Consider the following 25,812-nt stretch of genomic DNA (forward strand, 5'->3'; position numbering starts at 1 on the left):
GAAAAAAAGGTTAAAAAATGTTTTATAAAATTACATTTGCTATGGTTATGCTATCAATTTTTGCTTTTGCAACTAGTGATATAAAAAATTTAAAAAGCTTTCAAGCCCAGTTTACTCAAACTATTACTTCAAACTCAAATGATATTATTGAGTATAAAGGTGAAGTTTTTATAAAAAGTAGTGGCAAAATTTTATGGAAATATAAAACACCTGTTGAGAAAAATGTTTATATTGATAATAATTCAGCAATAGTTGATGAACCAGAGTTAGAACAAGCTATCTTTACACAGCTTGAAAATGAAATAAATATTATACAACTACTAAAAGATTCTAAAAAAATAGATAATAATAAATATTCTGCATCAATTGATGGAATTAATTATCTTATTTTTACAAAAGATAACAAAATAGAAAAAATTAGTTATAAAGATAATTTAGAAAATAGTGTAGAGATAAATTTTCTAAAAATTATTCAAGATGAAGATATCCCTGATTCTCTTTTTATTTTTAGTATTCCAAGTAATTATGATTTAATAAGAAAATAGATACAATCTCTCTAAAGGTAGATTAAACAATAGCTTGATTTTTCAAGAGGAAAGTCCGTGCTACAGTGAAGCAGAGTTCCATCTAACGGATGGCTAGAGTAATCTAAGGGATAGTGCAACAGAAAGTAAACAGCCAAATATTTGGTGATGGTGAAACGGTAGAGTAAGAGCCTACCAGCAAACTGAGTAATCTTTTTGGCTTTGTAAACCCAACTTGTAGCAAGAAGACATGGTATAAGCTTCACAATCTTCGTCTTCGCAAGAGTATTAAAGTGATTTAATACCTAGATAAATTATTGTTAAATACAGAACACGGCTTATAGTCTACCTTTTTTATATACTTTTCTACTTAACCTTATAATATATAAATTTTTTGTAAAATAAATATTACCAAAACTAATAGGAGTCAACATGAAAAATTTATCAATTAGATTTAAGCTTTTAGCTATACTAATAATTACAATTATTTTAGTTTCGGCTATTATAGCTACAAAATCTATATATGAACTCAAGAACTTAACTTCTCATAATATTGAAGAGTATAAACAAAGGGCATTTGCAGAAGCAATAGATGAAATGAAAAACTATACATCTTTTGTAATGGATATTGCAAAAGATGGTTATGAAAAAGGGAAAATAGATAATGTTAAAAATAGAAAAGGGGCTTATCTAAAATCTCAAACAGATTTTTTATTTACAATGATTACAGAAATGTATGAGAAAGAAAAAAATAAATTATCTGAAGCAGAGCTAAAAAAATTACTTTTAGATACTATTGGAGCCGTAAGATATGGAGAAGACAATGACTATTTCTTTGTATATGATAAATACTCAACAATATTAAAACTTCCTTTAACGCCAGAAAGAGAAGGAACAAAAAATAATGGTAAACATATTCCAGAATTTATTAGAACTGCTTTTGAAGATGGTGAAGGATTTGTACCTTATGAACAAGTAATTCCAGGTAAAGAACCAAGAGCTAAATTATCAAATATAAGATTATTTGAACCTTATGGATGGGTTGTCGGTACAGGGGTTTATATAGATAATGAAGAACAAGAGCTAAAAAAAGAAGTTTTAAAAGAAATTTCACAAATTAAATTTGGAACAGATGGGTATTTTTTTGTGTATTCGTATGATGGTACAAATTTGATGCATCCAATCAATCATAATTTAGTTGGTAAGAATTTAATAAATAATAAAAGTAAAAATGGAATTTACTATGTAAAAGATTTGATTGAAGTTGCCAAAAAAGGAGGAGGAACTGTAACTTATGACTTCCCTAAAAGTAATGATGATCCAAAACAATATGATAAAATTGGATATGCAGAAGGTTTACAAGAATGGCAATGGATGATAGGAACAGGAATATATATTGATAATATTGAAAAAAATATTTCAATTATGCAAGATAATGCAAATCAAAAAATTTCTTCTATAATTTTTGGAATATTGATCATATCTGTTATTGTTTCTATTATTTTAATAGCAGTTATATCATATCTTATTTCAAAAAATATTATTTCTCCATTAGAAAAATTTGAGAGTGGACTTTTAGGATTTTTTAAATATCTAAATAAAGAAACTAAAAATGTTGAAACAATAGATATAAAATCAGAAGATGAAATTGGCTCAATGGCAAAAGTTGTAAATGAAAATATCATAAAAACAGCTAAACTATTAAAAGAAGATGAATCTTTAATTGATAATGTTAAAGAAGTTGTAAATGAAATAAATAAAGGAAATTTACGAAATAGAATAGAAAATAGCACTGGAAATGAAAGTTTAGAAGAACTTAAAAATATATTAAATGAAATGTTAGAACTTATATCTAATAAAGTGAATAATGATTTAGTTGTAATAGATCAAGTTCTGAAAAAATATGAACAAATGGATTTTAGAGCTAGAATTGAAAATCCTGTTGGAGAAGTTGCAAAAGAGATAAATGAGTTAGCAGAAACTATAAATCATCTTCTTTTGGAAAATAAGATAAATGGACTTACTTTAGAAGATAGTTCTAAAATTCTTTTAGAAAATGTAAACAACTTAAATATTAGTTCAAATGAAGCAGCAGCTTCTTTAGAAGAAACGGCAGCTGCACTTGAAGAGATAACAAGTAATATAAGAAATAACACTCAAAATATTGCAAAAATGTCAAATCTTTCAACTGAAGTTACAAGATCTTCGAGACTTGGTGAAGAATTAGCAAATAAAACAACATTAGCAATGGATGAAATAAATACTCAAGTAAATCTAGTAAATGAAGCAATAGGAGTTATAGATAATATAGCATTCCAAACAAATATCTTAAGTTTAAATGCAGCAGTGGAAGCAGCAACAGCAGGAGAAGCAGGAAAAGGTTTTGCAGTTGTAGCACAAGAAGTAAGAAATCTAGCAGCAAGAAGTGCAGAAGCAGCTAAAGAGATAAAAGATATAGTTGAAAAAGCAACAATAAAAGCTAATGAAGGTAAAAATATTGCTACTACAATGATTGAAGGTTATAAAGGTTTAAATGATTCAATAACTCAAACAACAAATCTTATTTCTGATATTGAAATGTCAAGTAAAGAACAACTTTCTGGAATAGAACAAATTAATGATGCTGTAAATCAATTAGATAGACAAACTCAACAAAATGCTATGATCTCTTCTCAAACTCATGATATTGCTATGGAAACAGATAACATAGCTAAAGATGTAGTAAAAGAAGCTGATTCAAAAGAATTTTTAGGAAAAGATAGTGCTAAAGCTAAAAAGTTTGAGATTAAAAATATAAATACAACAAATGTAATTCCTAATAAATCAAAAAAGGAAGATAAAAAAACAATTGAAGATAATTCATCTAATGAAGATGAATGGGAAAATTTCTAAAATTATAATAAATATAGAATAGGGTGATTTATCCCTATTCTAAAGTGTTGCTTATTTTAAAATTAAAAGCTTTCCCATTCTTCATTTTTAATATTATTGTTTTTTATAATTTCTTGCTTTTTATATTTTGATTTAGATATTTTTTTATTTACTGTTTGTGTATGATTTATATTATTTGATTGGTTCTCTATATTTTTTCCTTTTACTTCATTCTTTCCTATAAACTCTTTTTCATTTGCATCTTTAACTATTAATTTAGCAATATTATCTGTTACTATTGCAATATCATGAGCCTGTGCAGCTATATTTGCATTTTGTTGAGTTTGTTGGTCTAAAGTATTTACAGCATCATTTATCTGTTCTATCCCTAATAATTGCTCTTTACTTGAATTTTGAATATCTGATATTAAATCTATAGTTTGAGATACATTTGTATTTAACTCTTTATATCCTTCTATCATGCTATTTGCTATTTCTTTCCCTTCGTTTGCTTTTATTGTTGCATTTTCAACTATATCTTTTATCTCTTTAGCTGCTTCTGCACTTCTACTTGCTAGATTTCTTACTTCTTGTGCAACAACAGAAAAACCTAATCCAGCTTCTCCTGCTGTTGCTGCTTCTACAGCTGCATTTAAACTTAAGATATTTGTTTGGAATGCTATTTGATCGATTATTGAAATAGCTTCATTTACTAAATTTACTTGAGTATTTATTTCATCCATTGCTATTGTTGTCTTATTTGCTAGTTTTTCTCCTTCTTTTACAGATTTTGTAACACTATTTGATAGTTGTGACATTTTTGCAACATTACCTGTTGTATTTCTAATATTACTTGTTATCTCTTCAAGCGCAGCAGCTGTTTCTTCTAAAGAAGATGCAGCTTCATTTGAACTTATATTTAATTTATCTACATTATCAAGTAAGATATTTGAACTCTCATCTAATGTTAATCCATTTGATTTATTTTCAGATAAAATATAAGTTATAGAATTCCCTAATATATTAATACCATCTGCTAATTTTAAAAGATGCTCTTTTAATCCTTTAGAATCTATTTTATTTAAATAGTTATAATTTGCATATTGTTCTAGAATTTTTAGTACATTATTGATATTATTTTCTAAATTATCTGCCATCTTATTTAATACAGATTTTAATTCCATTAATGATGGGTTATTAACATTTAAATTTAATCTTTTACATAAATCTCCTTGTTCAAACTCACTTAAAACTGTTATTGTTTCATCTATTAATTTTCTATCTTCATCTATATTTTTTTGAGCTTTTAAAATATTGTGATTTAGTAAATTTGCCATTTCTCCAAATTCATCTTTTGTATTGATTGCTAAAAGAGTAATTGTAGATGTATCTTTATTTAAAAAATTAAAAAATCCTTGTAAACCAATTTGTATTTTATTGATCATGTCTACTATATATCTAGAAATTAGATATGATATTATTGTTGCTAAAATAATCGCTATGAATAATAAAATAATCATAATAGTAGAAAAACCAGTTGCAACTTCTCTTATTTGAGAGAAGAATGTATGATTATTTGCTTCTTGATAATCAATAAATTCATTTATAACTTTTAACCATTGAGTAAATAATGGACTAGCTTTATCTAAAAGTATATTTAATGCTTCTTCATTATTATCTTCTAATTTTAGTTTGATAATATTTTCTACTAATGGTAATGTATTACTCTCTACATTTCTTATTTTATTTAATATTATTAACTCTTCTTCTACAAAATTGTCTCTATTTGTAAATATTTTATCCATTGATTGAGCAGAAGTACTATAAAAATCTTCTAGTTTTTTAATATCATCAATAGATTTTTTAAATAAAGAACTATCTTTACTATCAGATAATACAACATCTCTTATAGAAATTGCTCTATCGTGAACACTTCCACGAAAATTGATTGCATATCTTTGTTTTGCAGAAGTAAGTTCTACATCATTTTTTAAAGTATTATCTATGATAGATACTCTATTTATCCCTATAACTGTCAGTAATATAATTAAAAAAATCATCAAACCAAAACTTGAATATAATTTTTTAGTAATCCTCATATATTTAACCCCTTTTTTATAAAAATTGATAGTATTCTATTTTTGAATATAGATACTAATATTGTTTTAGATTTATACTATATGAAAATATTAAAAAAGTATTATTTTGATATATTTAAAGGTTTTAATTATTATTTTTTTGTAGAAATATAACTAAAAGAGCCTAGAATAAACTAAACTCTTTAATTATCTTAAATATTGAATTTGATTTAAGCTATTTCTTTTATGGGTAAAGTATCATTTTCATTTGAATCAAAAGTTTTAGCACAAACATCATTTTTCCCTATAAACTCTTTTTCGTTTGCATTACTTACTACTAATTTTGCAATATTGTTTGTTTGTATAGCAATATCGTTAGTTTGACTAGCAACCATAGCATTTTGTTGTGTTTGTTGATCCAACTGATTTACTGCATCATTAATTTGTTCTATTCCCATTAGCTGCTCTTTACTTGACATCTCTATATCTGATATTAATGTTATTGTCTCTTCTATATTCTTACTTAATCCAACATATCCATTTATCATATTTGTTGCTATTTGTTTCCCTTCATCTGCTTTTACTGTTGCTCTTTCCACTATATCTTTTATCTCTTTTGCTGCTTCTGCTGAACGAGATGCTAAATTTCGTACTTCTTGTGCTACTACAGCGAACCCTTTCCCTGACTCTCCTGCTGTTGCTGCTTCTACTGCTGCATTTAAACTTAAGATATTTGTTTGAAATGCTATATTATCTATTACTCCTATTGCTTCACTTATTGCATTAACTTGTGCATTTATCTCATCCATTGCTGTTGTTGTTTTATTCGCCAATTCTTCTCCTTCATTTACTGACTTAGTAACATCTGTTGAAAGATTTGACATCTTTGCTATATTATGTGTTGTATTCCTTATATTACTTGTTATCTCTTCTAAGGCTGCTGCTGTCTCTTCTAAAGATGTTGCTGCTTCATTTGAGCTTACATTTAATATATCTACATTTGATAGAAGTATTTTTGAGCTATTCTCTAAAGTTAATCCATTTGATTTATTCTCTACTAGCATTGTTGTTATTGAATCTCCTAAATGGTTCACTCCTCTTGCTAGTTTTAACAAATGCTCTTTTAACCCTTTTTGATCTATCTTATTCAAGTAGTTATAATTTGCATATTGTTCTAATATATTTAATATATTATTTATATTTGATTCAAGATTCTCTCCCATATTATTCAACATCTGTTTTAATTGCATTAAGGCTGGATTTGTTACTTCTATATTCAACCTTTGACACAAATCCCCTTGTTCAAATTCACTTAATACTGTTATTGTCTCATCTATCAATCTTCTATCTTCTTCTATCCCTTTTTGTGTCTTCTTGATATTCTCATTTACTACTTTTGCCATCTCTCCAAACTCATCTTTTGAAGAATCTTTTAAAAGCTCTATATTATATACTTCTCTATTTAAGTATGCAAAAAATCCTAATAATCCATATTTAAAGCTTTTGATACTGTTTAATATATTATTTGAGATAATCATTAAAATTACACCAATAATAGTCAATATAAGTAAAGTTATAATAGTTGATTTTATTATATTAGAATAAAATTGTTCATTTATATCATCAATATAAATACCGCTACCTAATATAAAACCCCACTCTTTAAATTTTTTAACATAAGATACTTTCTCATATAAATCTTCTGATTGACTATTCTTATTCCATAAATAAGTTACAAATCCAGAGTTTTCTTTAGTTGTAACTTCTACCATCGTTTTAAACAAATTTTGTTTTGAAGATAGTTGTATCTCATCTTTTTTATCTCCATAAATAAATTTTGTAGCTACATTATAATTATCTGAATCTAATGTAGTTTTATTTAAAGCTGGATTTATTGGATGTTGAATCATCTTTGGATATGGATTTGTATCATCTATTATAAATATATACTCTTGATGACCAGCTGAGTTATATCTAAGCTTATTTATAGCAATCAAAGCATTGCTTTTTGCAGTTTCTTCATCTAAAATTCCATTATTAAAAGCTTGGTATTCAGCTTCGACTATACTATAAGCTAATTCAACTATATTTTTTAACTTTAGTCTCTTTTCTTCCAGCATTGTTTTTTTTTCACTAAATAAAAATATAGTACTTAATAGAATAAAACCTCCACAGACTAAGTATAATATTACCAATAACTTATTTTTTATACTAATATTCCCCATTTTTCGTTCTCTCCCTTGTAAATGTTAAGATCTTATCTTATATTATCTTTCTATAATGGAACCAATTTATTTTTTTATTATTTTTTATTTGTGAGTATTTTAGAAACGATTTTGTAATTTATAAGTTCATTTTGGTAAAATATATTTTATGAAAAATATCCCTTTTTATATGATTATAAATAAATTATATGTTATGAGTTTTAATAGATATGTTAAATATCTAAAAGAGCAAATATTAAATACTAAATGGTTTGAGAAAGCTTGCAAAGATAAAAAGGTGGTTATTAAATATCTATCAAAAGATTTTTTTACAGAAATATCATCTAATATTTATTTTAAATATGAAAATTTTAAAAGTTGTTTTTATAAATTATTATTAATTAAATTTGAATATAAAGAAGAGCTAGAAGATAATAATCACTTAAAATTATTGAATATAAATATAGTAAATGAAACTAGATTTAAAGTTATTGAATTTTTACTATCTATGCAAAAAAGATTTTTAGAAACAAATCATTGTCTATATATGAAATTAATAGATAGAAAAGAGTTTGTTGATAATTTTTTCAAAGAATATAATAGATATTTAGATATTTCTATATTATCAAAAATATTAAATCATACGTATTTCTTTTTTAATAAAACTGTATACAAATTGGATTATTTAGTTCCTAAAAAAAGATTTATATATTCAATTTACATAAAAGACATTATAAATACGAATTTAAATATTTTAAAAAATGATACACAAATATCAAAATTAATATATGAAAAGTATGATACAAAATTATCACGAAGAGTAATTTGTGATATTAGAAAAAAATATTCAATTCCAAAAATTACAAAAGTTCAAAGATTTAATCAAAAAATGTTATTTACAAACTCTTTTTCTCAGAAAAGAGTTTTAAATAAAGAAAATATTGCACAATTACCTAATGATTTACAAGGAGTTTATGAACTTTCTTCAAGTAAATTAGAGATGTATCCTTTTTTAACAAATAAAGTTATCTATATTGGTTCTTCAAAAAATATAAAAAGAAGATTGAGAGCTTATACAGAAAAATATGCTCATACAAAAGAGATAAAAGAATTTATTAAAAGTTGTGATAATGTTTATTTTAGAGTAGTAAAGAGTAAAGATTATAGAGTTTTTGAAAAAAGATTTATTGAATATTTTATATATTTACATGGTGAACTACCAAAATTTAATACTCAAAGAGTTCTTCTAAAATAATAAAATATTGATATTATTAAGAAGTTTTTATAATATAACTTCTTGATTTTCTGTTTGTCTTACTTTATCTATTGAAAAACATTCATTACTTAAATTTCTAACACTAGTATCTTTATATAAAGTTACTATTTTATGAATAGTTCTTAACTCATCTTTTGAGAAAATTCCTTCATCAAAATCTTCATCTAACTTTGAAAATTTTAATTCTTTAAAATTTTCTTTTTCAACTATTTCAATATCTAAAAAGTCCATGAGTTCTTGAATAAAATATACTCTATCATCTTCCTCATCTAGAATATCTTCATTTATAATAATTTCAAAAAGTTCACTTAAAACTACAGATTTTACACCTCTTTTATCTTTAATAAATGTTTCATTTATGATTTTCTCATTACAGAAATTTAAGTGGTTATTTTCCATAAAAAATAGCATAAGTTCTATTTTTTTATTATTTAATGTTTTGGTTTGTTTGTGTAACATATATAAAATTATATTTGCAACTTTTGTCATATCTATCATTTAAAATCCTTAATTACCATAAGCTTGTATTAAAATATCTCTATATTCATTTAGTTTTTTCATATTTTCATCATTACCACCATTTACATCTGGGTGATATTTCTTTGCTAATTCCTTATATCTTTTTTTTATCTCTTCTTTTGTTGGAGTTGAAGAAAAACCAAAAAAATCTTTTGCTTCGTCTAGTTTTGAACTTTGTGTATAAAAATTGCCTTGAAAGTTACTATTATTAAAGCTATTAAAATCAAAATTTTTAAATTCATTGTAGTTAAAACCTTGATTAGAAAAAGATGAGCTATCAAATTTAAACTCATAATGTTGAGCTTTTTTTAGTAATTGTTTTTTTATGTAATATACTAAAATAGCAATTACAAGTATAAATCCACCTATAATCATTAAAAATGTTCCAAAGTTTGTGAATATTAAGTATAAAATTCCAAAAAATATTATTAGTCTTATTAATGAGGCTAAAAAGTCCATAAAAATTACCTTTAAATAAATTTCGGTATTATACAAAAAGAAAATTAATCGTATATTTATAAAATAAAGGATTTTTGTGGATTATAGTGAGTTTGAAAAAGCTGTTGAAATGTTTGGAATTTTAACAAGAATATCAAAAAAAGATTTGAAAAATAAATATTTAAAATTATCCAAAAAATATCATCCTGATATGCCAGATGGAAGTCATGAAAAATTTACAGAATTAAAAAAGAGTTATGATTTATTATGTCAATATATGGATAATTATAGTTACTCTTTTGAAATTGAAGAGTTTAAACATCAGTTTCCATCATTTACAAGTTATAAAAATTGGGTTAAATAGGAGAGAAAGTGAAAGTATTTATTTTATTAATATTATTTGTAGTATCAAGTTTTGGACAAAACTATTCAAAAAGTGATATTGAAAAAATGATAGCTAAAATGGTTATTTTAGGATTTAATGGTGAGATTTTAAGTAAAAATAGTCAAATATATAAAGATATAGAGTTTGGATTAGGGGGAGTTATATTATTTGATAAAGATCCTAATGATAAAACAAAAGTTAAAAATATACGAAATAAAGAACAATTAAAAAAACTAAATAATGAACTTCAATCTATATCAAAACAGAAATTACTTATCTCTATTGATCAAGAAGGAGGAGTCGTACAAAGGCTTAAAACTGATATGGGATTTGTAGATACTCTAAAAGCTAGTGAAGTTGCACAAGAAGGTGAAGAATTTGCTAAAAATAGTTATAAAGCTTTAGCAAAAGATTTAAATGATGTAGGAATAAATCTTGATTTTGCACCAGTTGTTGATTTAGCTTTAAACAAAAATAATAAAGTTATTGTAACAAGAGGGAGAAGTTTTGGAGAAAACTCAAGTGAAGTTATAAAATATTCTTCTATTTTTGTTGATGAATTAAAAAAAGAAAATATAATTTCTGTTTTAAAACATTTTCCAGGGCATGGTTCTTCTTTAGCTGATTCACATTTAGGTTTTGTAGATATTACAAAAACTTGGAATAAAAAAGAACTTGAACCATATAAATATTTTATAAATAATAAAAAAGTAGATGTGATAATGACTGCTCATGTTTTTAATGAGAACTTAGATAAAAACTATCCTGCAACTTTATCATATAATGTAAATACAAAACTTTTAAGAGAAGAGTTAAAATATGATGGAGTTTTAATAACTGATGATTTACAAATGAGTGCTATTAGTAAACATTATGATTTAAGAACTACATTAAGATTAGCTATAAATAGTGGTGTGAATTTATTGCTTTTTGCAAATCAATTAGCAAAACCAATAACATTAAAAGAGATTATTGATACAGTTTATAGTGATATTTTAAGTGAAAATATAAGTTTAGAAAAAATTATTGAATCAAATAAAAAGATAGATAAACTTTTAGGAAAAATATAATCCTAAAAGTTTTAAATTAATTGCTGTTTTACAAATTCCATATAATGACCATTTATTTTTTCTAATTCTTCGTGCGTTCCACTTTGAACAAGTTTTCCATCATCTAACATATATACAAAAGAAGCATTTTTAACTGTACTTAATCTATGTGCTATTGTGATAACAGTTTTTGATTTTAAAAATTCTTCTAAATCATTGAAAAGTCTTGTTTCTGTTTGTACGTCAAGTGCTGATGTTGATTCATCAAATATTACTACACTAGGATTTGCTATTATCATTCTTGCAATAGATAATCTTTGTCTTTGTCCTCCACTAAGCCTAACACCAAGTTTACCTACTATAGTATCAAGTTTATTTGGCATATTTTCTACTGTTTCTAAAAGTTGAGCTATTTTTAGTGCTTTATATATATTTTCATCACTTATATTTTTATCACCCATTGTTATGTTAAATCGTAATGTATTATTAAATAAAATTGGCATTTGTAAGACTAGAAATATATTCTCTCTTAGGCTTTGTTTATCAATATTATCAATACTTATATTGTTATATAAAATATCTCCACTATCTTTTGCATAAAAACCAGCAATGATTTGAGAAATTGTAGTTTTTCCACTTCCACTAGCTCCAATAATTGCTATTTTTTCACCTGCTTTTATATTAAAACTTATATTTTTTAGAGTTTCTTTATCTTTTGTATATGAAAAATGTAAGTTTTTTATAGAAATATCAACTTTTTTTGAGTTATCTAATTTTATATTTCCGTTTTTTTCACATTTTAAATCTAGTACTTTATTTATTCTTCCTATTGCTGCTTTTGCACTTGCTAATGAGTATTGAATAGATAAAATATCTTGAACTGGAGTCATAACAAACCAAATATATCCAAACATAGCAAACATAAGTCCAATTGACAAATCACTATAAGCTACTAATAAAAGTCCAGTTGCTCTAAAAATTTCGAAAGCAAAAAGGAATATTGTATATGAAAATTTTTCATAAGCTACACTTTTATAGTTAAATTCATTTGAAGCTATTTTTATGTCATTCGCTTTTAAAATTGATTCTTTAAAAAAATCTTTTTCTTTATTACTTGCTTTTATTTGTGAGAATAGATCTAAAGTTTCATTTATATTATTTTGAAATACTTCAATAGAAGCATTTTCTTCTTTTTTTAATTCACCAGTTTTTCTTGCAATTTGTTTAGAAATTATTGCTAATGTTGGTTGTATTAAAAGTATCATTAAGCCTAAAATTAGGTTTATTTTTATAATTACAATAGCAACTGCAATAAGGGTTAAAATAGAAGTTATAAGTTTACTAGCTACTGAAACTATAAAATTATCTAAAGTATTTACATCTGTTATTAAATTTGCAGCTATTTTTCCACTACCTAATGATTCATACTCATTCATAGTTACTTTTTCTAAATGATTTAATAATCTTTTTCTTATATCAAAAATAACAATCTTTGACACTTTTGTAAATATTTTTGTTGTAATGACACTAAAAATAAAGTGTAGAAATCTTAAAATTATTACTATTGCTGTAACAATTGCAATATAATAAAATGCATCACCACTACCGAAAAATCTATCTATATTATTTATAAAAAAGTCAGGTTTATTAAGTAAAACTTCATCTACTAATAAAGGTAAAAGTAGAGGAATAGGAACACTAATTAAAATTGCAATTATTGTAAAAAACTGTCCAAATAACAATGATTTTTTATTTTTAATAAGAAGTTTGTATATATATTTTAAAGATATTTTTTCATTCATAGGCTTATTATACTATTTTTAGATATAATCTATATACAATTATTATACAGTTCTTATTTACAATAAAAATAAAAATTGGGGATTTATGAAAAGGCTTTTTATTTTAATTGTTTTATTGACAAGCTTTTTATTTGCAAAAGAGAACTATAGTCAGATGAGTACTCAAGAGCTAATAGAAATTATTGGCTTTGTTAGTGAAAAAGATAAGGCATCTTTTCTAAAAGAGTTAGAAATAAGAGTTCCAAAAATGAATGTGAACGAGAAGATTCAATATGAAAAGAGATTACAAGAAATACCAGAAAGTAAACCTATAGAAGATGAAGAGTAAAATTTTATTACTAGAAGATGATTATAATCTTAGTGAAACTGTTGCTGAATATTTTGAAGAACAGGGCTTTGAAGTAGTTTGTGTATTTGATGGAGAAGATGCAGCTTTTAAAGCTTATGAAGAAAACTTTGATTTATATTTATTTGATGTAAATGTTCCTAAGAAAAGAGGTTTTGAAGTTTTAAAAGAACTGAGAGATGAAGGTAAAACAACTCCAGCTATTTTTATAACATCTTTGAACTCTATGGATTCACTTGAAGAGGGATTTTTAAGCGGTTGTGATGATTATATAAGAAAACCATTTGAATTAAAAGAACTACTTTTAAGAGTGCAAACTCTAATTAAAAAGGAGTTCTCAAAGAAAAATGAGATTATACAAATTACACCAAATATAACTTTTAATTCTATTTCAAATGAATTAAAATGTGATAATGAAGAAATAAAATTAAATTTAAAAGAATTAAAACTTTTAAAACTATTTTTACAAAATCCAAATGAACTTTTATCTCATGATAGAATTTATGATTTTGTTTGGGATTATGATGAAGAGTATAGTGATAACTCTTTAAGAACTTATATTAAAAATATTAGAAAAGTTTTAGGAAAAGATAAAATTGTTAGCCTTAAAAAGCTCGGGTATAGATTTAACCAAGAGTGAGACTAGAACCCTTTTAGGGTTTAGTCTTTTATACTCTTTTTTAGTTCTTGTTATCTTAGGTGTAGTAACATTTTTATATTATAAATTCCAAAAAGATTTAATGCTACAAGAAAAAAGACAAATTCTGCAAAATTATTCAAATAATCTTATTTCAAATTTAAAAGAACTTCATATAAATATAGATAAATCAAAAATTTATCCACGAGATGATAGATTTAACTCAGCTATATTTGATAGTTCAAAAAAAGAGATTTTTTCTACCTTAGATTTAAGAAATGTTAATTTAAATGAAGTTATATATTTAAAAGATAATTATATACATTTTATTAAAGAACCTGAATCTTATTATTTAGGAAGTAAATATGTGATTGTTGAAATATCTGATGATAAAATTTGGTTTGAAAGCATTAAATATAAAATGATAATATCTTTTCTAATAGCTTTTTTATTTATGTTATTTATTGGATATCTTATAGCAAAAATGTTTTTAAAACCAATGAGAGATGCTTTACATTTACTTGATAGATTTATAAAAGATACAACTCATGAATTAAATACTCCTGTTACTGCAATAATTTCAAATATTCAAATGATAGATAAAAATAGTTTAGATGAAAAACTAGCTAAAAAGATAAATAGAATAGAAATAGGAGCTAAAACAATTTCAAATATTTATGAGGATTTAACTTTTATATCATTAAATAATCAAATTATCTCAAATAATATAGAAATAAATTTAAGTGAACTCTTAAAACAAAGAGTTGATTTCTTTTCAAGTATTGCAAGTTCTAAAAAGCTTAGTTTTAAATTAGATATAAAAGATAATATATTGATAGTTAGTGATCATAAGAAAATATCAAAACTAATAGATAATCTTTTATCAAATGCTATAAAATATAATAAATATCAAGGGTTTATAAAAGTAAATTTAAAAGAGAAACTTTTAATTATTGAAGACAGTGGAAAAGGAATGAGTAAAGATAATATAAAAAATTTATTTGTTAGATATAAAAGATTTGATACAAGTGTAGGTGGTTTTGGAATAGGGCTAAATATTGTATCTATGATAGCAAAAGAGTATGATTTAAAAATTGATGTTATCTCTAAACTTGAAGTTGGAACAAGGATAAAAATAAGATGGTAAGAATTATATTTATTTTATTTTTTATTTTTAATTTTTCTTTTTCAAGCCCAAAAAACATATATGAACGAAATTGTGTAACTTGCCACAACAGAATATCTGTAACAATAGATAAATACTTTTATCGATATTTACTTGAACATAGTAGTGAAGAAGAAGTAAAAAAAGCTATGTTTGAATTCTTGAAAAATCCTACTAAAGAGAAAAGTTTGATGTCAGAAGCACTTATAAAAAGGTTTGGTTTAAAGAAAAAGACAAAACTAAGTGATGAAGAACTAAAAGAGGCTTTGGATATATATTGGGAACATTATAATCTATTTGGTAAACTAAAATAGATTTGAGATTTTTTAAATCTCAAATCTATTTCTCTTTTGATTTTAACTCTTTGTAAAGTTTATCATGAACTTGGATCTCTTCTACACTAGCTTTTCTTCTACACGATAAAAACCCTTTTGTTCCTTCACTTGTTATTGTTGGAAAAATTGTTGCATATACCCAATAGTAGTCTCCACCTTTTGTAGCATTTTTTACATATCCAGTCCAAATCTCACCTCTTTTTATTGTTGCCCATAAATCTTTAAAAGCTGCCTTTGGCATATCTTTATGTCTTACAATATTATGAGGTTGTCCAATAAGTTCATCTACACTATATTCTGCTATTGTACAAAAATCATCATTTGCAAATATAATATGACCTTTTTCATCTGTTTCACTTACTAAAAAAGCATAATCATCTAATAAAATCTCTTTTGACATTAACTAACTCCTTAGTTTACTTTTTTTGTTTTTGCATCTTCTACTAGCAGTTGAGCCATTTGAAGAGTTTCATTAGCAATATTTGCAACATTATTTGCTTCTGCAGCATTTTCTTGAGTTACTCTATCAAGCATAGAAACTGCATCATTTATTTGTTCAATTCCTTTTAACTGCTCACTTGAAGCTTGGCTAACATCTTGAATAATAGTTATAGTCTCACCTATGAGTCTATTAAGATTATTATATCCATCTCTCATTTCATCAGATATCTTTTTTCCTTCATTTGTTTTTGATGTAGCATTTTCTACTAACTCTTTTATCTCCTTAGCAGCTTCTGCACTTCTATTTGCAAGATTTCTTACTTCTTGAGCTACTACTGCAAATCCTTTTCCGGCTTCTCCTGCTGTTGCTGCTTCTACTGCTGCATTTAAACTTAGGATATTTGTTTGGAATGCTATTTGATCAATTACTTCTATAGCTTCATTTATAGATTCAACTTTAGAATTTATTTCATCCATCGACAATGCTGTTCTATTTGCTAATGTTTCACCTAAAATTACAGACTCTTTTACATCTTTGCTTAAATTTGACATTTTGAAAGCATTTTCAGTATTGTTTTTTGTAATAGATGTGATTTCTTCAAGTGCAGCAGCTGTTTCTTCTAAAGAAGCTGCTTGAGAGTTTGCTTTTGATGCTAAGTTTTCAACACTTTTATTCATAACTAAAGAATTTCTTTCTAAAAGATTACCATTTTTAAGATTTTGTTTTGCATTACTATTTAGTTCACTACCAAGTTGATTTATTCTTTCCATAGTAAGTTTCATTTTACCTTTTAAAATAGGATTAATATTTACTTGCTTACTATAATCATGTTCAGCATATAAACCAACAATTTCGACTAAATCTTCCATATTTTTATTTGCTCTTGATAACATATTATTTACAATATTTTTTAAAGTATGTACCATAAAATTATTTGTATTAGAATGAATTTGAGTTTGATATATACCTTGGGCAACTTTATCTAAAGCAATAACCATTTCTCCAAGTACATGCATATCATCTTTTCTCATTTTGTCATATTTATCAAAATAACAGTTAAGCTCTCTTAGCATATCACCAATATCATCATCTTTTATATATTCAGCTTTTCTAATGTGGTTTGTTCTATAAAATACAAAGTCCATTAGATCATCTATATACTCTTTTACTCTAGTTATACCACCTACAACTCTTTTCATAGAGTTATAATTTATATATCCAACAATAATTGCAAACACTATATTTACAGTTAATATTGAGATAACTTGATGGTCACTTAAAATAGCAACAATGCTAATAACAGCAAACCCAATTTGGCTAATAATCATATTTAGCAAAAATCTTTTTCTTGTTGGTAGATTTACGAACACTACGAAGTCCTTATTTTAGTCTTTAATATTGCTGAAATTATAAGATAATAATTCTTAAGTTTATGATAATTTTTTTCTTTTACTATTTAAATAGAGTTGAACCAACTCTAATCATGTTTGATCCACATTCTATTGCTAAATCAAAATCATTGCTCATCCCCATAGAACAATAAATTCCCCCTAAGATTTTAACATCATCGAATATCTTTTTGGTTACTAAAAAAGATTTTTTTATAGTTTCTCTATCTTCAGTATTTGCACCAATACTCATAATCCCTTTAAGAATAATATTTGGATAAAATTTAATAATTTTTTTATATATATCTAAAGCATCTTTTGGATCAACTCCAGATTTTGTATCTTCATAGGCAGAATTTATTTGAAGAAGACAAGACATTTTTTTATTTTTTATACTCAACTTTTTATTTAGTTCTTCGGCTAATTCTAAAGAATCTAAAGAGTGAACTAAAGTAGGGTTTAAATCTATAAGATTATTGATTTTATTTTTTTGTAAAGTACCTACAAAATGCCACTCAATAGGAAATTCTTCTAGTGCTTCACTTTTTATCTTTAAGTCTTGAACTTTATTTTCTCCAAAAGCTCTTTGACCAGCTTCATAAAGAGTTTTAATATCGTCAATAGTTGAATATTTTGAAATTCCAATTATTTTTACAATGTGATGCTCTGATACTCTAAGTCTTGCTGCTTCAACTTTTGTTATCAAACTATCTAAATTTTTTGTTGCTCGTTTTTTATCCATTTTTTTATCCATTTAAAAATAATCTATTAATATTGTAAATAAATGCTTTGTATACCTTGTGTAATCGTATTTATTTATATTAATTAATCCCTACTAAATTAAATATTTTAGATAAAAAGTAGGGATAATATTGTGTATTATAGAATATTATCTAACATACAATTAAATGTCCATAATTATATAAAATACTAGATTTGTATTACATGAATAGGATATAATCTTCACTGCAATTGATTGTAAGGAATATTTAAATACAATTTAAACTAATAAAATTTATAAGAGTGAAGATATAGTTATAAAGCAAGATTATAAAAAAATAGATCAGTTAAAGTTAAAATTAGATTCTTATCAACCATTAAATTCATCTATTATAAAAAATCTACATGAAGATTTAGTTCTTAGATGGACTTACCATTCAAATGCCATTGAAGGAAATACTTTAACACTAAAGAAACAAAAGTTACACTTGAAGGTATAACTATTGGAGGTAAAACTTTAAGAGAACATTTAGAAGCAATTAATCATAAAGATGAAATTTATTTTATAGAAGATTTAGCTCAAAAAGATGACAGATTATCTGAATATTCTATTAAACAAATTCATTCTTTAATTCTAAAAAATATTGATGACGAAAATAAGGGTAAGTATAGAACAACTAATGTAATTATAAGTGGAGCAGAACATAAACCACCACAAATTTTTGAAGTACAAAGCCAAATGCAAGAGTTTATAAAAAAGTACAATGAAAATATAACTAAATTACATCCAATAGAACTTGCTAGTTTTGTACATATTGAATTTGTAAATATTCATCCTTTTATAGATGGAAATGGTAGAACTTCAAGACTTTTGATGAATTTAGAACTTATTAAAGCTGGTTTCCCACCTATTGTAATTGAGTTAGAAGATAGACTAGAATACTATAAAACTTTAGATATTACACTCACTACAAAAAAGATTATAAACCTTTTTTAGAACTTATGAAAAAAGTTATTGAAAAAAGTTATTGAAAAAAGTTATTGAAAAAAGTTATTGAAAAAAGTTATTGAAAAAAGTTTTGAACCATATTTTATGTTTTAAATCTTCAATAAAACTCATTTCTTCTTTTTATACAAATTTTTATTCCATATCTTTTTAAAATATAGCTGTTATATAGACTTTATTATTAAAATTTAAATTATGTATCTTAAAATTATTAGTATAAAATTAATATTAAATAAATAATAATAAATTATAAATAGTATTTTTTTATTATAAATAATATAATTATTAGATATATTTAGTATTTATTTAATAAATAATTAGTATAATATTAGTATGTAAAATTATATAATTATTATAAATACGTTATTTAAGGCATAATATGAGATATATTAAAATAATACTATCATATTCCAATATAGATTGTGATAATAGTAAGAATTTAGAAATCTATAAATTTGACAAAAATAAGTCTGATTTAAATGAATTAAAAAAGATTGTTATTGATATAAATAAAAGTCAAAATGAAACTGTTTATTTGATAACAAATAAAGAAGATTTATTTGAATCTTTTAATAGGACTATTATCTTGTACAAAATATAATAATAAATTAGGAATAATACATGTCAATAGAATATAGTTTTGAAGAATTTTTTGAAAATATTCATCCGATTAATATCAACTTAAATAAGAATTTAGATAATTTAAATAAAGATATTTTTAATATAAAAAATATTTTTATATTTAATATTGAACAAGTATTAAATAATTATGGAAGTATTTTTAAAATAGATATAAAAAGACTAGTAAAAGATACAGCATATAAAGTTAATAGCAAAAATGAATTGATAACTTTAATAAATGAAGACTTAATGTTAATAGATTTTAAACAGATAATTACTTCAAGATTGTGTATAGTTTTTTATCGCTTAACCTATTTTGATATGGATGCTTCAAAAGCTTCTATTGGTAGGTTTTTTACTAATCTCTTTGGGAAAAGTGAATCTTTTAAAATAAATTTGAATAGAAATACTGGTGGTTTGTTTTTCACAGATTTGAATAATAAAATTTTTAAGGGATATAGAATAAAAGATATTAAATTTGAAATACCATATTCTATATATGATTTAAAAATTAGAATTGCAAAAAAACTTTTAAGTAATAATGTTAAAATAAACATAGTTGCAGATGCTGTTGATATAAAAGAGGAAGAACTTAAAAATATTATTTATGGAAATTATTCTAATAAAATCCCAAATATTTTGTAAAGTTATCTATATCCGTAAATATAAACACATTTTAAAATAGTAATTAGTCTAAATCTTCTTTACTCTCATGAGATTTAATAGTATTTTCTACTAAAAATCTAATAAGTTCAGTTCTACTTATGTGGATTTTACTACCTATTTTTACAACTTCTAATTCATTATTGTAAATTAACTTCTTTGCCATATCACTTTTTATAATCTTCATCTCTTCTATTTCTTTAAGATTAAAGATAACTCCTTGAGGTATTAACATATCGTATTTTTCAAACATTTTAAACTCCTATGAATATTTTTTCACTAAAGGGGTCTATAAATATTTTTTATAAATTTTTTAATTTCAATTTTTTTCAATCACATATCATAAGAGTAGACAAGGATAAAAATAAGTCCTTGTAAATAAAAATCTTAGGAGATGAAATGCAAATAGGAAGAAATCTAAAAAAAAGTAAAGAAAAAAATAGTTTGGTATTAAATATTCCTTCAAATTTAAACCAAAAAGTAATTGATGGCTATAGAGTTAAACTATTCGTAAAAATAAAAGATAGTTTGGACAAGAAAAAACTATCTTTGGAAAAAGAAGAATTAGAGTTTAAAGAGTGGATAAAAGATAAAACTATTATAGATATAAAAAAACTATCCATAAATAATAGTTTTTATACTCCAATTTTAGGAGCTTAAAATGTCTCCTATGACAATACTATCTGTTGTAATTGCTGTTGCAACTGCAATAAAAGAAGCCTTAAAAGATGAAGATGAAAAATAAGTTCAAAATGTTATGTATTTAAGTTGGTTAATTTAACTACAAAGAGTAATTAAAAGATAAACCTAACAATTTAAAAATCAAAAAATAAATAAGGAAAAACCATGTCAAAAAATATAAAACCCCTAACAAATGAAGAGTTAATTAGTGTTGCTCCATCAATCTTTAGTGAAAATCCAATTGAAGGTGTAAGTGATAAATATGCTTTTGTTCCAACATATAAACTTCTTGATACTTTTAGAGATGCTGGATACTATCCAATAATGGCAAGTGAGAGTAAAGTAAGAGATGAAGAAAACCAAGGTTATCAAAAACATATAATCCAATTTAGAAGTTTAGAAAATCTTCTTAGACCAAATGCAAAAGATGAATATGAAGATATTGTTTTAACAAACTCTCATAATAGAACATCTAGCTTTATTGTTGATTTGGCAATCTTTAGAATAGTTTGCTCTAATATGCTTGTTGTTCCATCTAAAAGCTTTGTTCATACCTCTATTGTTCATGTGGGCTTTACTCAAGAAAAAGTAAAATATGCAATTGAAGAAGTAACTTCTTATATTCCAAAAATAAAAGAGCAAGTGTCAATCTTTAAATCAATATATCTAACAAATGCAGAGATGCAAATGTTAGCTAATGCTGCAATAGATATTAGATTTGATACAAATACACACTATATTAAAGCTGATGAACTTTTAAAAGTAAACTATGAAGAAGATGAAGTAAATACTCTTTGGAGTACTTATAATAGAATCCAAGAATCAATGATTAGAGGTGGTGTTAAAATGAAGAATCTAGTAACTAATAAAAACTTCACTTCAAAAGCTATCAATGGAATTGATGCAACTATTAAATTTAATAAAGAACTCTTTAGTGCAGTTGAACAAGTTGCACAACTTAAATGTGATGGTTATTTAGTAGCTTAAAGGATCGTGTATGAGATTAGTAAATTATAAACTTCAAACACAAATGGAAAATTTAAATGAAAATAGTGATAATAAATACTTTAAAGAGTATTTAAAATCTATTTTAGAAGATCCTAATACCCCTTACTTTCAAAAAGCTGATTATATTGGATTATGCTTACAAGAGATAAATTCAAAAGTAGAGTATATAGCTAATGATATAAAAGAGCTACAAGCTTATAAAAAGAGACTTCAAACTGCACTAACTCTAGCAAAAGAGTTAGTTGCAGATGTTTTAATTCAAAATGGTGTAGATAGAGTTGATGGAAATGTAATATCTTCAATAACTTTATTATCCGAATCAATAACTACTAAAAAAGAGATTGTTGTTCTTGATGAAAATGCTGTTATGACTTTGGGATATGTAAAGTTTGAACCAGATATTGAAGCAATAAAAGTAGCACTAGAAACCCCAAAAGGTAAAAAAGAGTTAAAAGATATTGTAACTCTTATTACAGAAACTTCAATAAATAAAGCAAAAGTTAAAGTAAATGCTAAAAAGAAGAGTTTATCTAATGAAGCTATAACTATTGAGCTTCTAAGTAATGATATAGATGATGACTCTTTAAAAGATGTTGCTTAAGTAATATTCCCATCAAATAAGCAATAACTAAAAACTTTAATTATTTTCAAAAATACATAAATAAAAATCAATAAAAAAAATATATAAAGGAGAATAAAATGTTCACAAAAGAACAAATAGAGTCTTTAAATAAAGAACTCGATAGTAAAAGAGTTAAAAATAGAAGTAAAGGAAATATCAATCTTTCATATTTAGAAGGGTTTGATATATTTGAAACTGCAAACTCTATATTTGGGTTTGGTAATTGGAGTTATACAATTACTAAATTAGAACAAGTAAGCCAAGAGTATAATCAAAATGAAAATGTTGTTTTATGCTATAAGGCAATAGTAAATTTAAAAGTTTATAACCAAACTCATACAACTTTTATAGAAAAAGAAGATGTAGGCTTTGGTACAGGAATTTCTAAAACTTTAGCAGATGCAAATGAATCAGCCTCAAAAGAAGCTGTAACAGATGCAATTAAAAGAGCTTTTAGAAGCTTTGGTAATCAGTTTGGGAACTCTTTGTACGATAAAAGTAGAAATTTAAATCAAATTGATACATCATCTACTTATCAACAAGAATCAAACCATAATCAAAACCAACAAAGAAATAATCAATACTCTCATCCAAATATAAAACAAAATCAATCAACTTCATTTAATCAATATGAGTATCAATCACTTTATAATCTTGGATTAAATCTTGTTGAACAAAATGGATTTTTAATTGTAACAGGTGATGATATATACTCTAAGAAAGATTCAATTAAAGCTTGTGGATTTAGATTTGATAGTAAATCAAAGAGTTGGTATAAAACCATAGAAAATGTTGCTTAAAGTGGAGCTTCTATGAAAAACTATATATTTTACACTCAAGAGGGATTTACATACGATAAGTCCCATAAGTTTACACATAATATGCAACTGTTAGGAACTGGAAAAGGAAATGCTATTGAAGAAGCATTTAAGAATTTCAAAGATGAACAATCTTATTTATTACATCAAGATTATGACAAAGTAATAGCTGTACAAATAGTTTCTAGTTCAATAATGAATTTAAGATTAAAAGGAATATAGATGCATAATAGTAAATTACTAACAGAAGAACAACTTCAAACAATTCCAGAATTATATGCTTCAATAACTCTAAAAGACCCAATATGTAGATTTAAAATATTTTTACCAAACTCAAACTGGACTTGGTACATAATAGAAATTGATAAATCAGATAATAACACTTGTTATGGTTTAGTAGATGGCTTTGAAACAGAACTTGGATATTTTTCATTGGGTGAACTTGAAAGTATAAAGGATAGCTTTGGATTAGGTGTTGAACTTGATAGTAGCTTTAAACCTACAAAATTATCAAAAATCAAACAAGAACTAAAATATAGTAAAGGATCTTAAAATGTTGGCATTTGACTACTACATAATCAAAGAGAGCAAAAACAGGTTCAAAGATTGGACAAAAGCAGGATTAGAATACTTGCAAAAAGAGTATAAAAAACTCCAAGATGAAAAAGAGAGAAAACGAATCAAAAAGATTTTAGAGGGTTTAAATAGAAAATAAAGGATCTAAAATGAATACAAATTATAATTTGCTACTTCCAAATAAAGTACTTTTTAATCTCAAAGATATAGAAGATTTAGGGGTTATAAAAATAGATATGGCAAAAAAGCTTGTCTATAATGGAGTTTTAGAAGTAGTTAAAATTGGAAATAAAATTCATATTTCAAGAGATGAATTAATTAAGTATTTAGAAACAAATACATCAAAAAATATAGCCTAGACCTATTTGTTTTAGGCTATATTGAATTCTTTTATTTTTTCCATAACTTTGTATATCACATATAAATCAAAAATATTCACAAAACCTCTAAATCTAATAATCTGTATATACAGTTATATAAGGATTTTATAAAACAATAATTTAGGTTTTAATGTTATAAATTAATTATATTATATATAAGATAAAGATAATAGAAGAAGAGTATAAAGCTACTATAGAAGTAGAAGATAGATAGTCTTAGTAAGATGATTAGACTATAGATCTAGATTATATAGATAGTTAAAATATAAGAATAGATTATTGATGTTATAAAAAGATTTGTATACATACCTTTATATGAAATAAAAATATAAAGGATAGAAAATGCTTAACAGTAACAACAAAAAAACTAATAATAGGTTAGATAGCACAAAAAAATATATAGATGATTTATCTAAAAATTACTCTAAGTTAAATATCGTAAGAGTAGATTTAAGCTATACAAAAAAAGATAGTAAAAAAGTAACTTTTGAAGATGCAAGTAAAGATTTAAATAAAATGTTAAATAATAGAAGAGGTAAATCATCTGTATTTGGTGAAATGGTTGGGTATATAGCAAAAAAAGAAGTAGGAGAAGATAAAGGAGTTCATATTCATGCTGCAATTATTTACGATGGTAATAAAGTAAGAGAAGATATCACAAAAGCAGAACAAATAGGAGAGTATTGGAAAAATAATATTACAAAAGGTAAAGGATTATTTCATAACTGTAGTAAAAATGAATATAAAAATAAAGGTGTAGGTATTTTAGACCATAGAGATAAAGAAAAGAGGAATACACTTGATGAGAATGTTTTACCTTACTTATGCAAAGATGAACAAAATGAAAATACTTTAAAAACCAATAGTAAAGATAGAATATTTACAAGAGGTATAGTAAAAAAGACAAAAAGTAATGCAGGAAGACCTAGAAATAAATAATTAAATATTTTTTTATTTTAATTACTATATATTAAATAAATTTAAGTAAAATAGATAAAAATTATATTTTAATAGGGATGTATTATCATTATGTCGCAAGAATCAAGCATTAAGTGTCCAAATTGTGGTGAATTAATAGATGTTAATGAAATACTTTATCATCAACTAGAAAATGAGTTTAAACAAAAACTCCAAAAAGAAATACTTAAAAAACAAAGTGAATCAACAGTACTTATTAAAAAGAGTTATAACTAAGTATTTCAAAAGTTTACAAGAGTAGTTTATGAAATTTATTAAGTATAAGAAGATTATTATATAA

Annotated in this window: 31 protein-coding genes and 1 other RNA gene; 23 read left to right on the plus strand and 9 right to left on the minus strand. The window is 24.4% G+C overall.

Translation table 11 applies throughout. The features are described 5' to 3' along the window. Nucleotides 1-17 precede the first annotated feature (17 nt). The 3 genes from lolA to ALANTH_RS04935 all read left to right on the plus strand — a co-directional run bounded on the left by lolA (nucleotide 18) and on the right by ALANTH_RS04935 (nucleotide 3,416). Complete coding sequence (gene lolA / locus ALANTH_RS04925; RefSeq protein WP_026807913.1) at nucleotides 18-545, plus strand: LolA-like outer membrane lipoprotein chaperone; 528 nt, start codon at nucleotides 18-20, stop codon at nucleotides 543-545. Between the two features lie 14 nt (nucleotides 546-559). Beyond that, nucleotides 560-880, plus strand: an RNA gene (rnpB, locus tag ALANTH_RS04930) — RNase P RNA component class A. 76 nt (nucleotides 881-956) lie between these two features. Then, a complete protein-coding gene (locus ALANTH_RS04935; protein ID WP_172658497.1) occupies nucleotides 957-3,416 on the plus strand; it encodes a methyl-accepting chemotaxis protein in 2,460 nt (819 codons plus the stop codon). Between the two features lie 62 nt (nucleotides 3,417-3,478). On the opposite strand, the gene ALANTH_RS04940 is transcribed toward ALANTH_RS04935, so the two are convergent. After that, nucleotides 3,479-5,494, minus strand: a complete 2,016-nt coding sequence (locus ALANTH_RS04940) for a methyl-accepting chemotaxis protein (RefSeq protein ID WP_172658498.1) — start codon at nucleotides 5,492-5,494, stop codon at nucleotides 3,479-3,481. A gap of 209 nt (nucleotides 5,495-5,703) precedes the next feature. Continuing rightward, nucleotides 5,704-7,698, minus strand: coding sequence for a methyl-accepting chemotaxis protein (locus tag ALANTH_RS04945; RefSeq protein ID WP_266096392.1), 1,995 nt, complete (start codon nucleotides 7,696-7,698; stop codon nucleotides 5,704-5,706). A 169-nt stretch (nucleotides 7,699-7,867) separates the two neighbouring features. On the opposite strand from ALANTH_RS04945, the gene ALANTH_RS04950 reads away from it, so the two are divergent. Continuing rightward, on the plus strand, nucleotides 7,868-8,932 hold the full coding sequence (locus ALANTH_RS04950) for a GIY-YIG nuclease family protein (RefSeq protein WP_172658500.1): 1,065 nt from the start codon (nucleotides 7,868-7,870) through the stop codon (nucleotides 8,930-8,932). 27 nt (nucleotides 8,933-8,959) lie between these two features. Here the strand turns inward: ALANTH_RS04950 and ALANTH_RS04955 are convergent, their stop codons facing one another. Next, nucleotides 8,960-9,451: a Panacea domain-containing protein gene (locus ALANTH_RS04955; RefSeq protein WP_029888308.1), complete on the minus strand. Its 492-nt coding sequence runs from the start codon at nucleotides 9,449-9,451 to the stop codon at nucleotides 8,960-8,962. Nucleotides 9,452-9,460: 9 nt separating this feature from the next. Then, the gene (locus tag ALANTH_RS04960) at nucleotides 9,461-9,931 is read right to left on the minus strand and encodes a J domain-containing protein (RefSeq protein WP_029888309.1); all 471 of its coding nucleotides are present in this window, start codon (nucleotides 9,929-9,931) and stop codon (nucleotides 9,461-9,463) included. Between the two features lie 76 nt (nucleotides 9,932-10,007). On the opposite strand from ALANTH_RS04960, the gene ALANTH_RS04965 reads away from it, so the two are divergent. Both ALANTH_RS04965 and ALANTH_RS04970 read left to right on the plus strand, forming a co-directional pair. Further along, nucleotides 10,008-10,274, plus strand: a complete 267-nt coding sequence (locus ALANTH_RS04965; protein WP_026804241.1) for a DnaJ domain-containing protein — start codon at nucleotides 10,008-10,010, stop codon at nucleotides 10,272-10,274. 8 nt (nucleotides 10,275-10,282) lie between these two features. Next, a complete protein-coding gene (locus tag ALANTH_RS04970) occupies nucleotides 10,283-11,365 on the plus strand; it encodes a glycoside hydrolase family 3 N-terminal domain-containing protein (RefSeq protein WP_026807602.1) in 1,083 nt (360 codons plus the stop codon). 11 nt (nucleotides 11,366-11,376) lie between these two features. On the opposite strand, the gene ALANTH_RS04975 is transcribed toward ALANTH_RS04970, so the two are convergent. Beyond that, nucleotides 11,377-13,146 (minus strand): ABC transporter ATP-binding protein, encoded by a 1,770-nt coding sequence (locus tag ALANTH_RS04975; RefSeq protein ID WP_026804243.1) that lies wholly within the window; start codon nucleotides 13,144-13,146, stop codon nucleotides 11,377-11,379. An 85-nt stretch (nucleotides 13,147-13,231) separates the two neighbouring features. On the opposite strand from ALANTH_RS04975, the gene ALANTH_RS04980 reads away from it, so the two are divergent. From ALANTH_RS04980 to ALANTH_RS04995, 4 genes are all read left to right on the plus strand, one after another. Next, entirely contained in the window at nucleotides 13,232-13,474 is a 243-nt protein-coding gene (locus ALANTH_RS04980) for a DUF1104 domain-containing protein (protein WP_026804244.1), read from the plus strand. Then, the gene (locus ALANTH_RS04985) at nucleotides 13,464-14,132 is read left to right on the plus strand and encodes a response regulator transcription factor (protein ID WP_026804245.1); all 669 of its coding nucleotides are present in this window, start codon (nucleotides 13,464-13,466) and stop codon (nucleotides 14,130-14,132) included. The genes ALANTH_RS04980 and ALANTH_RS04985 overlap by 11 nt, the downstream gene beginning before the upstream one ends. Nucleotides 14,133-14,232: 100 nt before the next feature. Next, nucleotides 14,233-15,276 carry a sensor histidine kinase gene (locus ALANTH_RS04990; protein WP_051488747.1) on the plus strand — a complete coding sequence of 348 codons (1,044 nt, stop codon included), beginning with the start codon at nucleotides 14,233-14,235 and terminating at the stop codon, nucleotides 15,274-15,276. Next, complete coding sequence (locus tag ALANTH_RS04995; RefSeq protein WP_026807604.1) at nucleotides 15,270-15,608, plus strand: hypothetical protein; 339 nt, start codon at nucleotides 15,270-15,272, stop codon at nucleotides 15,606-15,608. The genes ALANTH_RS04990 and ALANTH_RS04995 overlap by 7 nt, the downstream gene beginning before the upstream one ends. A gap of 25 nt (nucleotides 15,609-15,633) precedes the next feature. Here the strand turns inward: ALANTH_RS04995 and ALANTH_RS05000 are convergent, their stop codons facing one another. The 3 genes from ALANTH_RS05000 to ALANTH_RS05010 form a co-directional block, all read right to left on the minus strand. Next, nucleotides 15,634-16,029, minus strand: coding sequence for a PAS domain-containing protein (locus tag ALANTH_RS05000; RefSeq protein ID WP_026804248.1), 396 nt, complete (start codon nucleotides 16,027-16,029; stop codon nucleotides 15,634-15,636). Between the two features lie 11 nt (nucleotides 16,030-16,040). Then, a complete protein-coding gene (locus ALANTH_RS05005) occupies nucleotides 16,041-17,399 on the minus strand; it encodes a methyl-accepting chemotaxis protein (protein ID WP_306458793.1) in 1,359 nt (452 codons plus the stop codon). A 124-nt stretch (nucleotides 17,400-17,523) separates the two neighbouring features. Beyond that, nucleotides 17,524-18,201, minus strand: coding sequence for a YggS family pyridoxal phosphate-dependent enzyme (locus ALANTH_RS05010; RefSeq protein WP_026807605.1), 678 nt, complete (start codon nucleotides 18,199-18,201; stop codon nucleotides 17,524-17,526). 543 nt (nucleotides 18,202-18,744) lie between these two features. Here ALANTH_RS05010 and ALANTH_RS05015 point away from each other — a divergent pair. The 3 genes from ALANTH_RS05015 (at nucleotide 18,745) to ALANTH_RS05025 (ending at nucleotide 20,451) form a co-directional block, all read left to right on the plus strand. Then, nucleotides 18,745-19,176, plus strand: a complete 432-nt coding sequence (locus ALANTH_RS05015) for a Fic family protein (RefSeq protein ID WP_257119480.1) — start codon at nucleotides 18,745-18,747, stop codon at nucleotides 19,174-19,176. A 388-nt stretch (nucleotides 19,177-19,564) separates the two neighbouring features. Then, nucleotides 19,565-19,786, plus strand: a complete 222-nt coding sequence (locus ALANTH_RS05020; RefSeq protein ID WP_026807607.1) for a hypothetical protein — start codon at nucleotides 19,565-19,567, stop codon at nucleotides 19,784-19,786. A 20-nt stretch (nucleotides 19,787-19,806) separates the two neighbouring features. After that, nucleotides 19,807-20,451 carry a hypothetical protein gene (locus ALANTH_RS05025; protein WP_026807608.1) on the plus strand — a complete coding sequence of 215 codons (645 nt, stop codon included), beginning with the start codon at nucleotides 19,807-19,809 and terminating at the stop codon, nucleotides 20,449-20,451. A gap of 43 nt (nucleotides 20,452-20,494) precedes the next feature. On the opposite strand, the gene ALANTH_RS05030 is transcribed toward ALANTH_RS05025, so the two are convergent. Then, entirely contained in the window at nucleotides 20,495-20,722 is a 228-nt protein-coding gene (locus tag ALANTH_RS05030) for a hypothetical protein (protein WP_026807609.1), read from the minus strand. A gap of 146 nt (nucleotides 20,723-20,868) precedes the next feature. Here ALANTH_RS05030 and ALANTH_RS05035 point away from each other — a divergent pair, with 146 nt between their 5' ends. From ALANTH_RS05035 to ALANTH_RS05080, 10 genes are all read left to right on the plus strand, one after another. After that, on the plus strand, nucleotides 20,869-21,129 hold the full coding sequence (locus ALANTH_RS05035; RefSeq protein ID WP_026807610.1) for a hypothetical protein: 261 nt from the start codon (nucleotides 20,869-20,871) through the stop codon (nucleotides 21,127-21,129). A 186-nt stretch (nucleotides 21,130-21,315) separates the two neighbouring features. Continuing rightward, the gene (locus ALANTH_RS05040) at nucleotides 21,316-22,137 is read left to right on the plus strand and encodes a DUF932 domain-containing protein (RefSeq protein ID WP_026807611.1); all 822 of its coding nucleotides are present in this window, start codon (nucleotides 21,316-21,318) and stop codon (nucleotides 22,135-22,137) included. Between the two features lie 10 nt (nucleotides 22,138-22,147). Beyond that, nucleotides 22,148-22,759, plus strand: coding sequence for a siphovirus Gp157 family protein (locus ALANTH_RS05045; RefSeq protein WP_026807612.1), 612 nt, complete (start codon nucleotides 22,148-22,150; stop codon nucleotides 22,757-22,759). Between the two features lie 98 nt (nucleotides 22,760-22,857). Then, on the plus strand, nucleotides 22,858-23,580 hold the full coding sequence (locus ALANTH_RS05050) for a Rad52/Rad22 family DNA repair protein (protein WP_026807613.1): 723 nt from the start codon (nucleotides 22,858-22,860) through the stop codon (nucleotides 23,578-23,580). Nucleotides 23,581-23,592: 12 nt separating this feature from the next. After that, nucleotides 23,593-23,820 (plus strand): hypothetical protein, encoded by a 228-nt coding sequence (locus ALANTH_RS05055; RefSeq protein WP_026807614.1) that lies wholly within the window; start codon nucleotides 23,593-23,595, stop codon nucleotides 23,818-23,820. Then, nucleotides 23,821-24,150 carry a DUF2958 domain-containing protein gene (locus ALANTH_RS05060; RefSeq protein WP_026807615.1) on the plus strand — a complete coding sequence of 110 codons (330 nt, stop codon included), beginning with the start codon at nucleotides 23,821-23,823 and terminating at the stop codon, nucleotides 24,148-24,150. A gap of 1 nt (nucleotide 24,151) precedes the next feature. Then, the gene (locus ALANTH_RS05065) at nucleotides 24,152-24,313 is read left to right on the plus strand and encodes a hypothetical protein (protein WP_157833592.1); all 162 of its coding nucleotides are present in this window, start codon (nucleotides 24,152-24,154) and stop codon (nucleotides 24,311-24,313) included. 10 nt (nucleotides 24,314-24,323) lie between these two features. Then, nucleotides 24,324-24,533, plus strand: a complete 210-nt coding sequence (locus ALANTH_RS05070; RefSeq protein ID WP_026807616.1) for a MerR family transcriptional regulator — start codon at nucleotides 24,324-24,326, stop codon at nucleotides 24,531-24,533. Nucleotides 24,534-24,896: 363 nt separating this feature from the next. After that, entirely contained in the window at nucleotides 24,897-25,493 is a 597-nt protein-coding gene (locus ALANTH_RS05075) for a YagK/YfjJ domain-containing protein (RefSeq protein WP_026807617.1), read from the plus strand. Nucleotides 25,494-25,583: 90 nt separating this feature from the next. Beyond that, complete coding sequence (locus ALANTH_RS05080) at nucleotides 25,584-25,748, plus strand: hypothetical protein (protein WP_157833593.1); 165 nt, start codon at nucleotides 25,584-25,586, stop codon at nucleotides 25,746-25,748. Nucleotides 25,749-25,812 lie beyond the last annotated feature (64 nt).

The organism is Aliarcobacter lanthieri, from assembly GCF_013201625.1.
Lineage (GTDB): Bacteria > Campylobacterota > Campylobacteria > Campylobacterales > Arcobacteraceae > Aliarcobacter > Aliarcobacter lanthieri.

What these genes read in the sequence shown, in the direction of transcription:
- ALANTH_RS05035 (WP_026807610.1), top strand. Translation starts at nt 20,869, where the DNA reads ATGCAAATAGGAAGAAATCTAAAAAAAAGTAAAGAAAAAAATAGTTTG.
- ALANTH_RS04955 (WP_029888308.1), bottom strand. Translation starts at nt 9,451, where the DNA reads ATGATAGATATGACAAAAGTTGCAAATATAATTTTATATATGTTACAC.
- ALANTH_RS05020 (WP_026807607.1), top strand. Translation starts at nt 19,565, where the DNA reads ATGAGATATATTAAAATAATACTATCATATTCCAATATAGATTGTGAT.
- ALANTH_RS05025 (WP_026807608.1), top strand. Translation starts at nt 19,807, where the DNA reads ATGTCAATAGAATATAGTTTTGAAGAATTTTTTGAAAATATTCATCCG.
- ALANTH_RS05050 (WP_026807613.1), top strand. Translation starts at nt 22,858, where the DNA reads ATGTTCACAAAAGAACAAATAGAGTCTTTAAATAAAGAACTCGATAGT.
- ALANTH_RS05065 (WP_157833592.1), top strand. Translation starts at nt 24,152, where the DNA reads ATGTTGGCATTTGACTACTACATAATCAAAGAGAGCAAAAACAGGTTC.
- ALANTH_RS04940 (WP_172658498.1), bottom strand. Translation starts at nt 5,494, where the DNA reads ATGAGGATTACTAAAAAATTATATTCAAGTTTTGGTTTGATGATTTTT.
- ALANTH_RS05045 (WP_026807612.1), top strand. Translation starts at nt 22,148, where the DNA reads ATGAGATTAGTAAATTATAAACTTCAAACACAAATGGAAAATTTAAAT.
- ALANTH_RS04935 (WP_172658497.1), top strand. Translation starts at nt 957, where the DNA reads ATGAAAAATTTATCAATTAGATTTAAGCTTTTAGCTATACTAATAATT.
- ALANTH_RS04950 (WP_172658500.1), top strand. Translation starts at nt 7,868, where the DNA reads ATGATTATAAATAAATTATATGTTATGAGTTTTAATAGATATGTTAAA.
- ALANTH_RS05060 (WP_026807615.1), top strand. Translation starts at nt 23,821, where the DNA reads ATGCATAATAGTAAATTACTAACAGAAGAACAACTTCAAACAATTCCA.
- ALANTH_RS05080 (WP_157833593.1), top strand. Translation starts at nt 25,584, where the DNA reads ATGTCGCAAGAATCAAGCATTAAGTGTCCAAATTGTGGTGAATTAATA.
- lolA (WP_026807913.1), top strand. Translation starts at nt 18, where the DNA reads ATGTTTTATAAAATTACATTTGCTATGGTTATGCTATCAATTTTTGCT.
- ALANTH_RS05005 (WP_306458793.1), bottom strand. Translation starts at nt 17,399, where the DNA reads ATGATTATTAGCCAAATTGGGTTTGCTGTTATTAGCATTGTTGCTATT.
- ALANTH_RS05000 (WP_026804248.1), bottom strand. Translation starts at nt 16,029, where the DNA reads ATGTCAAAAGAGATTTTATTAGATGATTATGCTTTTTTAGTAAGTGAA.
- ALANTH_RS04960 (WP_029888309.1), bottom strand. Translation starts at nt 9,931, where the DNA reads ATGGACTTTTTAGCCTCATTAATAAGACTAATAATATTTTTTGGAATT.
- ALANTH_RS05075 (WP_026807617.1), top strand. Translation starts at nt 24,897, where the DNA reads ATGCTTAACAGTAACAACAAAAAAACTAATAATAGGTTAGATAGCACA.
- ALANTH_RS05030 (WP_026807609.1), bottom strand. Translation starts at nt 20,722, where the DNA reads ATGTTTGAAAAATACGATATGTTAATACCTCAAGGAGTTATCTTTAAT.
- ALANTH_RS04990 (WP_051488747.1), top strand. Translation starts at nt 14,233, where the DNA reads ATGCTACAAGAAAAAAGACAAATTCTGCAAAATTATTCAAATAATCTT.
- ALANTH_RS04995 (WP_026807604.1), top strand. Translation starts at nt 15,270, where the DNA reads ATGGTAAGAATTATATTTATTTTATTTTTTATTTTTAATTTTTCTTTT.
- ALANTH_RS04975 (WP_026804243.1), bottom strand. Translation starts at nt 13,146, where the DNA reads ATGAATGAAAAAATATCTTTAAAATATATATACAAACTTCTTATTAAA.
- ALANTH_RS05070 (WP_026807616.1), top strand. Translation starts at nt 24,324, where the DNA reads ATGAATACAAATTATAATTTGCTACTTCCAAATAAAGTACTTTTTAAT.
- ALANTH_RS04980 (WP_026804244.1), top strand. Translation starts at nt 13,232, where the DNA reads ATGAAAAGGCTTTTTATTTTAATTGTTTTATTGACAAGCTTTTTATTT.
- ALANTH_RS05040 (WP_026807611.1), top strand. Translation starts at nt 21,316, where the DNA reads ATGTCAAAAAATATAAAACCCCTAACAAATGAAGAGTTAATTAGTGTT.
- ALANTH_RS05010 (WP_026807605.1), bottom strand. Translation starts at nt 18,201, where the DNA reads ATGGATAAAAAACGAGCAACAAAAAATTTAGATAGTTTGATAACAAAA.
- ALANTH_RS05055 (WP_026807614.1), top strand. Translation starts at nt 23,593, where the DNA reads ATGAAAAACTATATATTTTACACTCAAGAGGGATTTACATACGATAAG.
- ALANTH_RS04945 (WP_266096392.1), bottom strand. Translation starts at nt 7,698, where the DNA reads ATGGGGAATATTAGTATAAAAAATAAGTTATTGGTAATATTATACTTA.
- ALANTH_RS04985 (WP_026804245.1), top strand. Translation starts at nt 13,464, where the DNA reads ATGAAGAGTAAAATTTTATTACTAGAAGATGATTATAATCTTAGTGAA.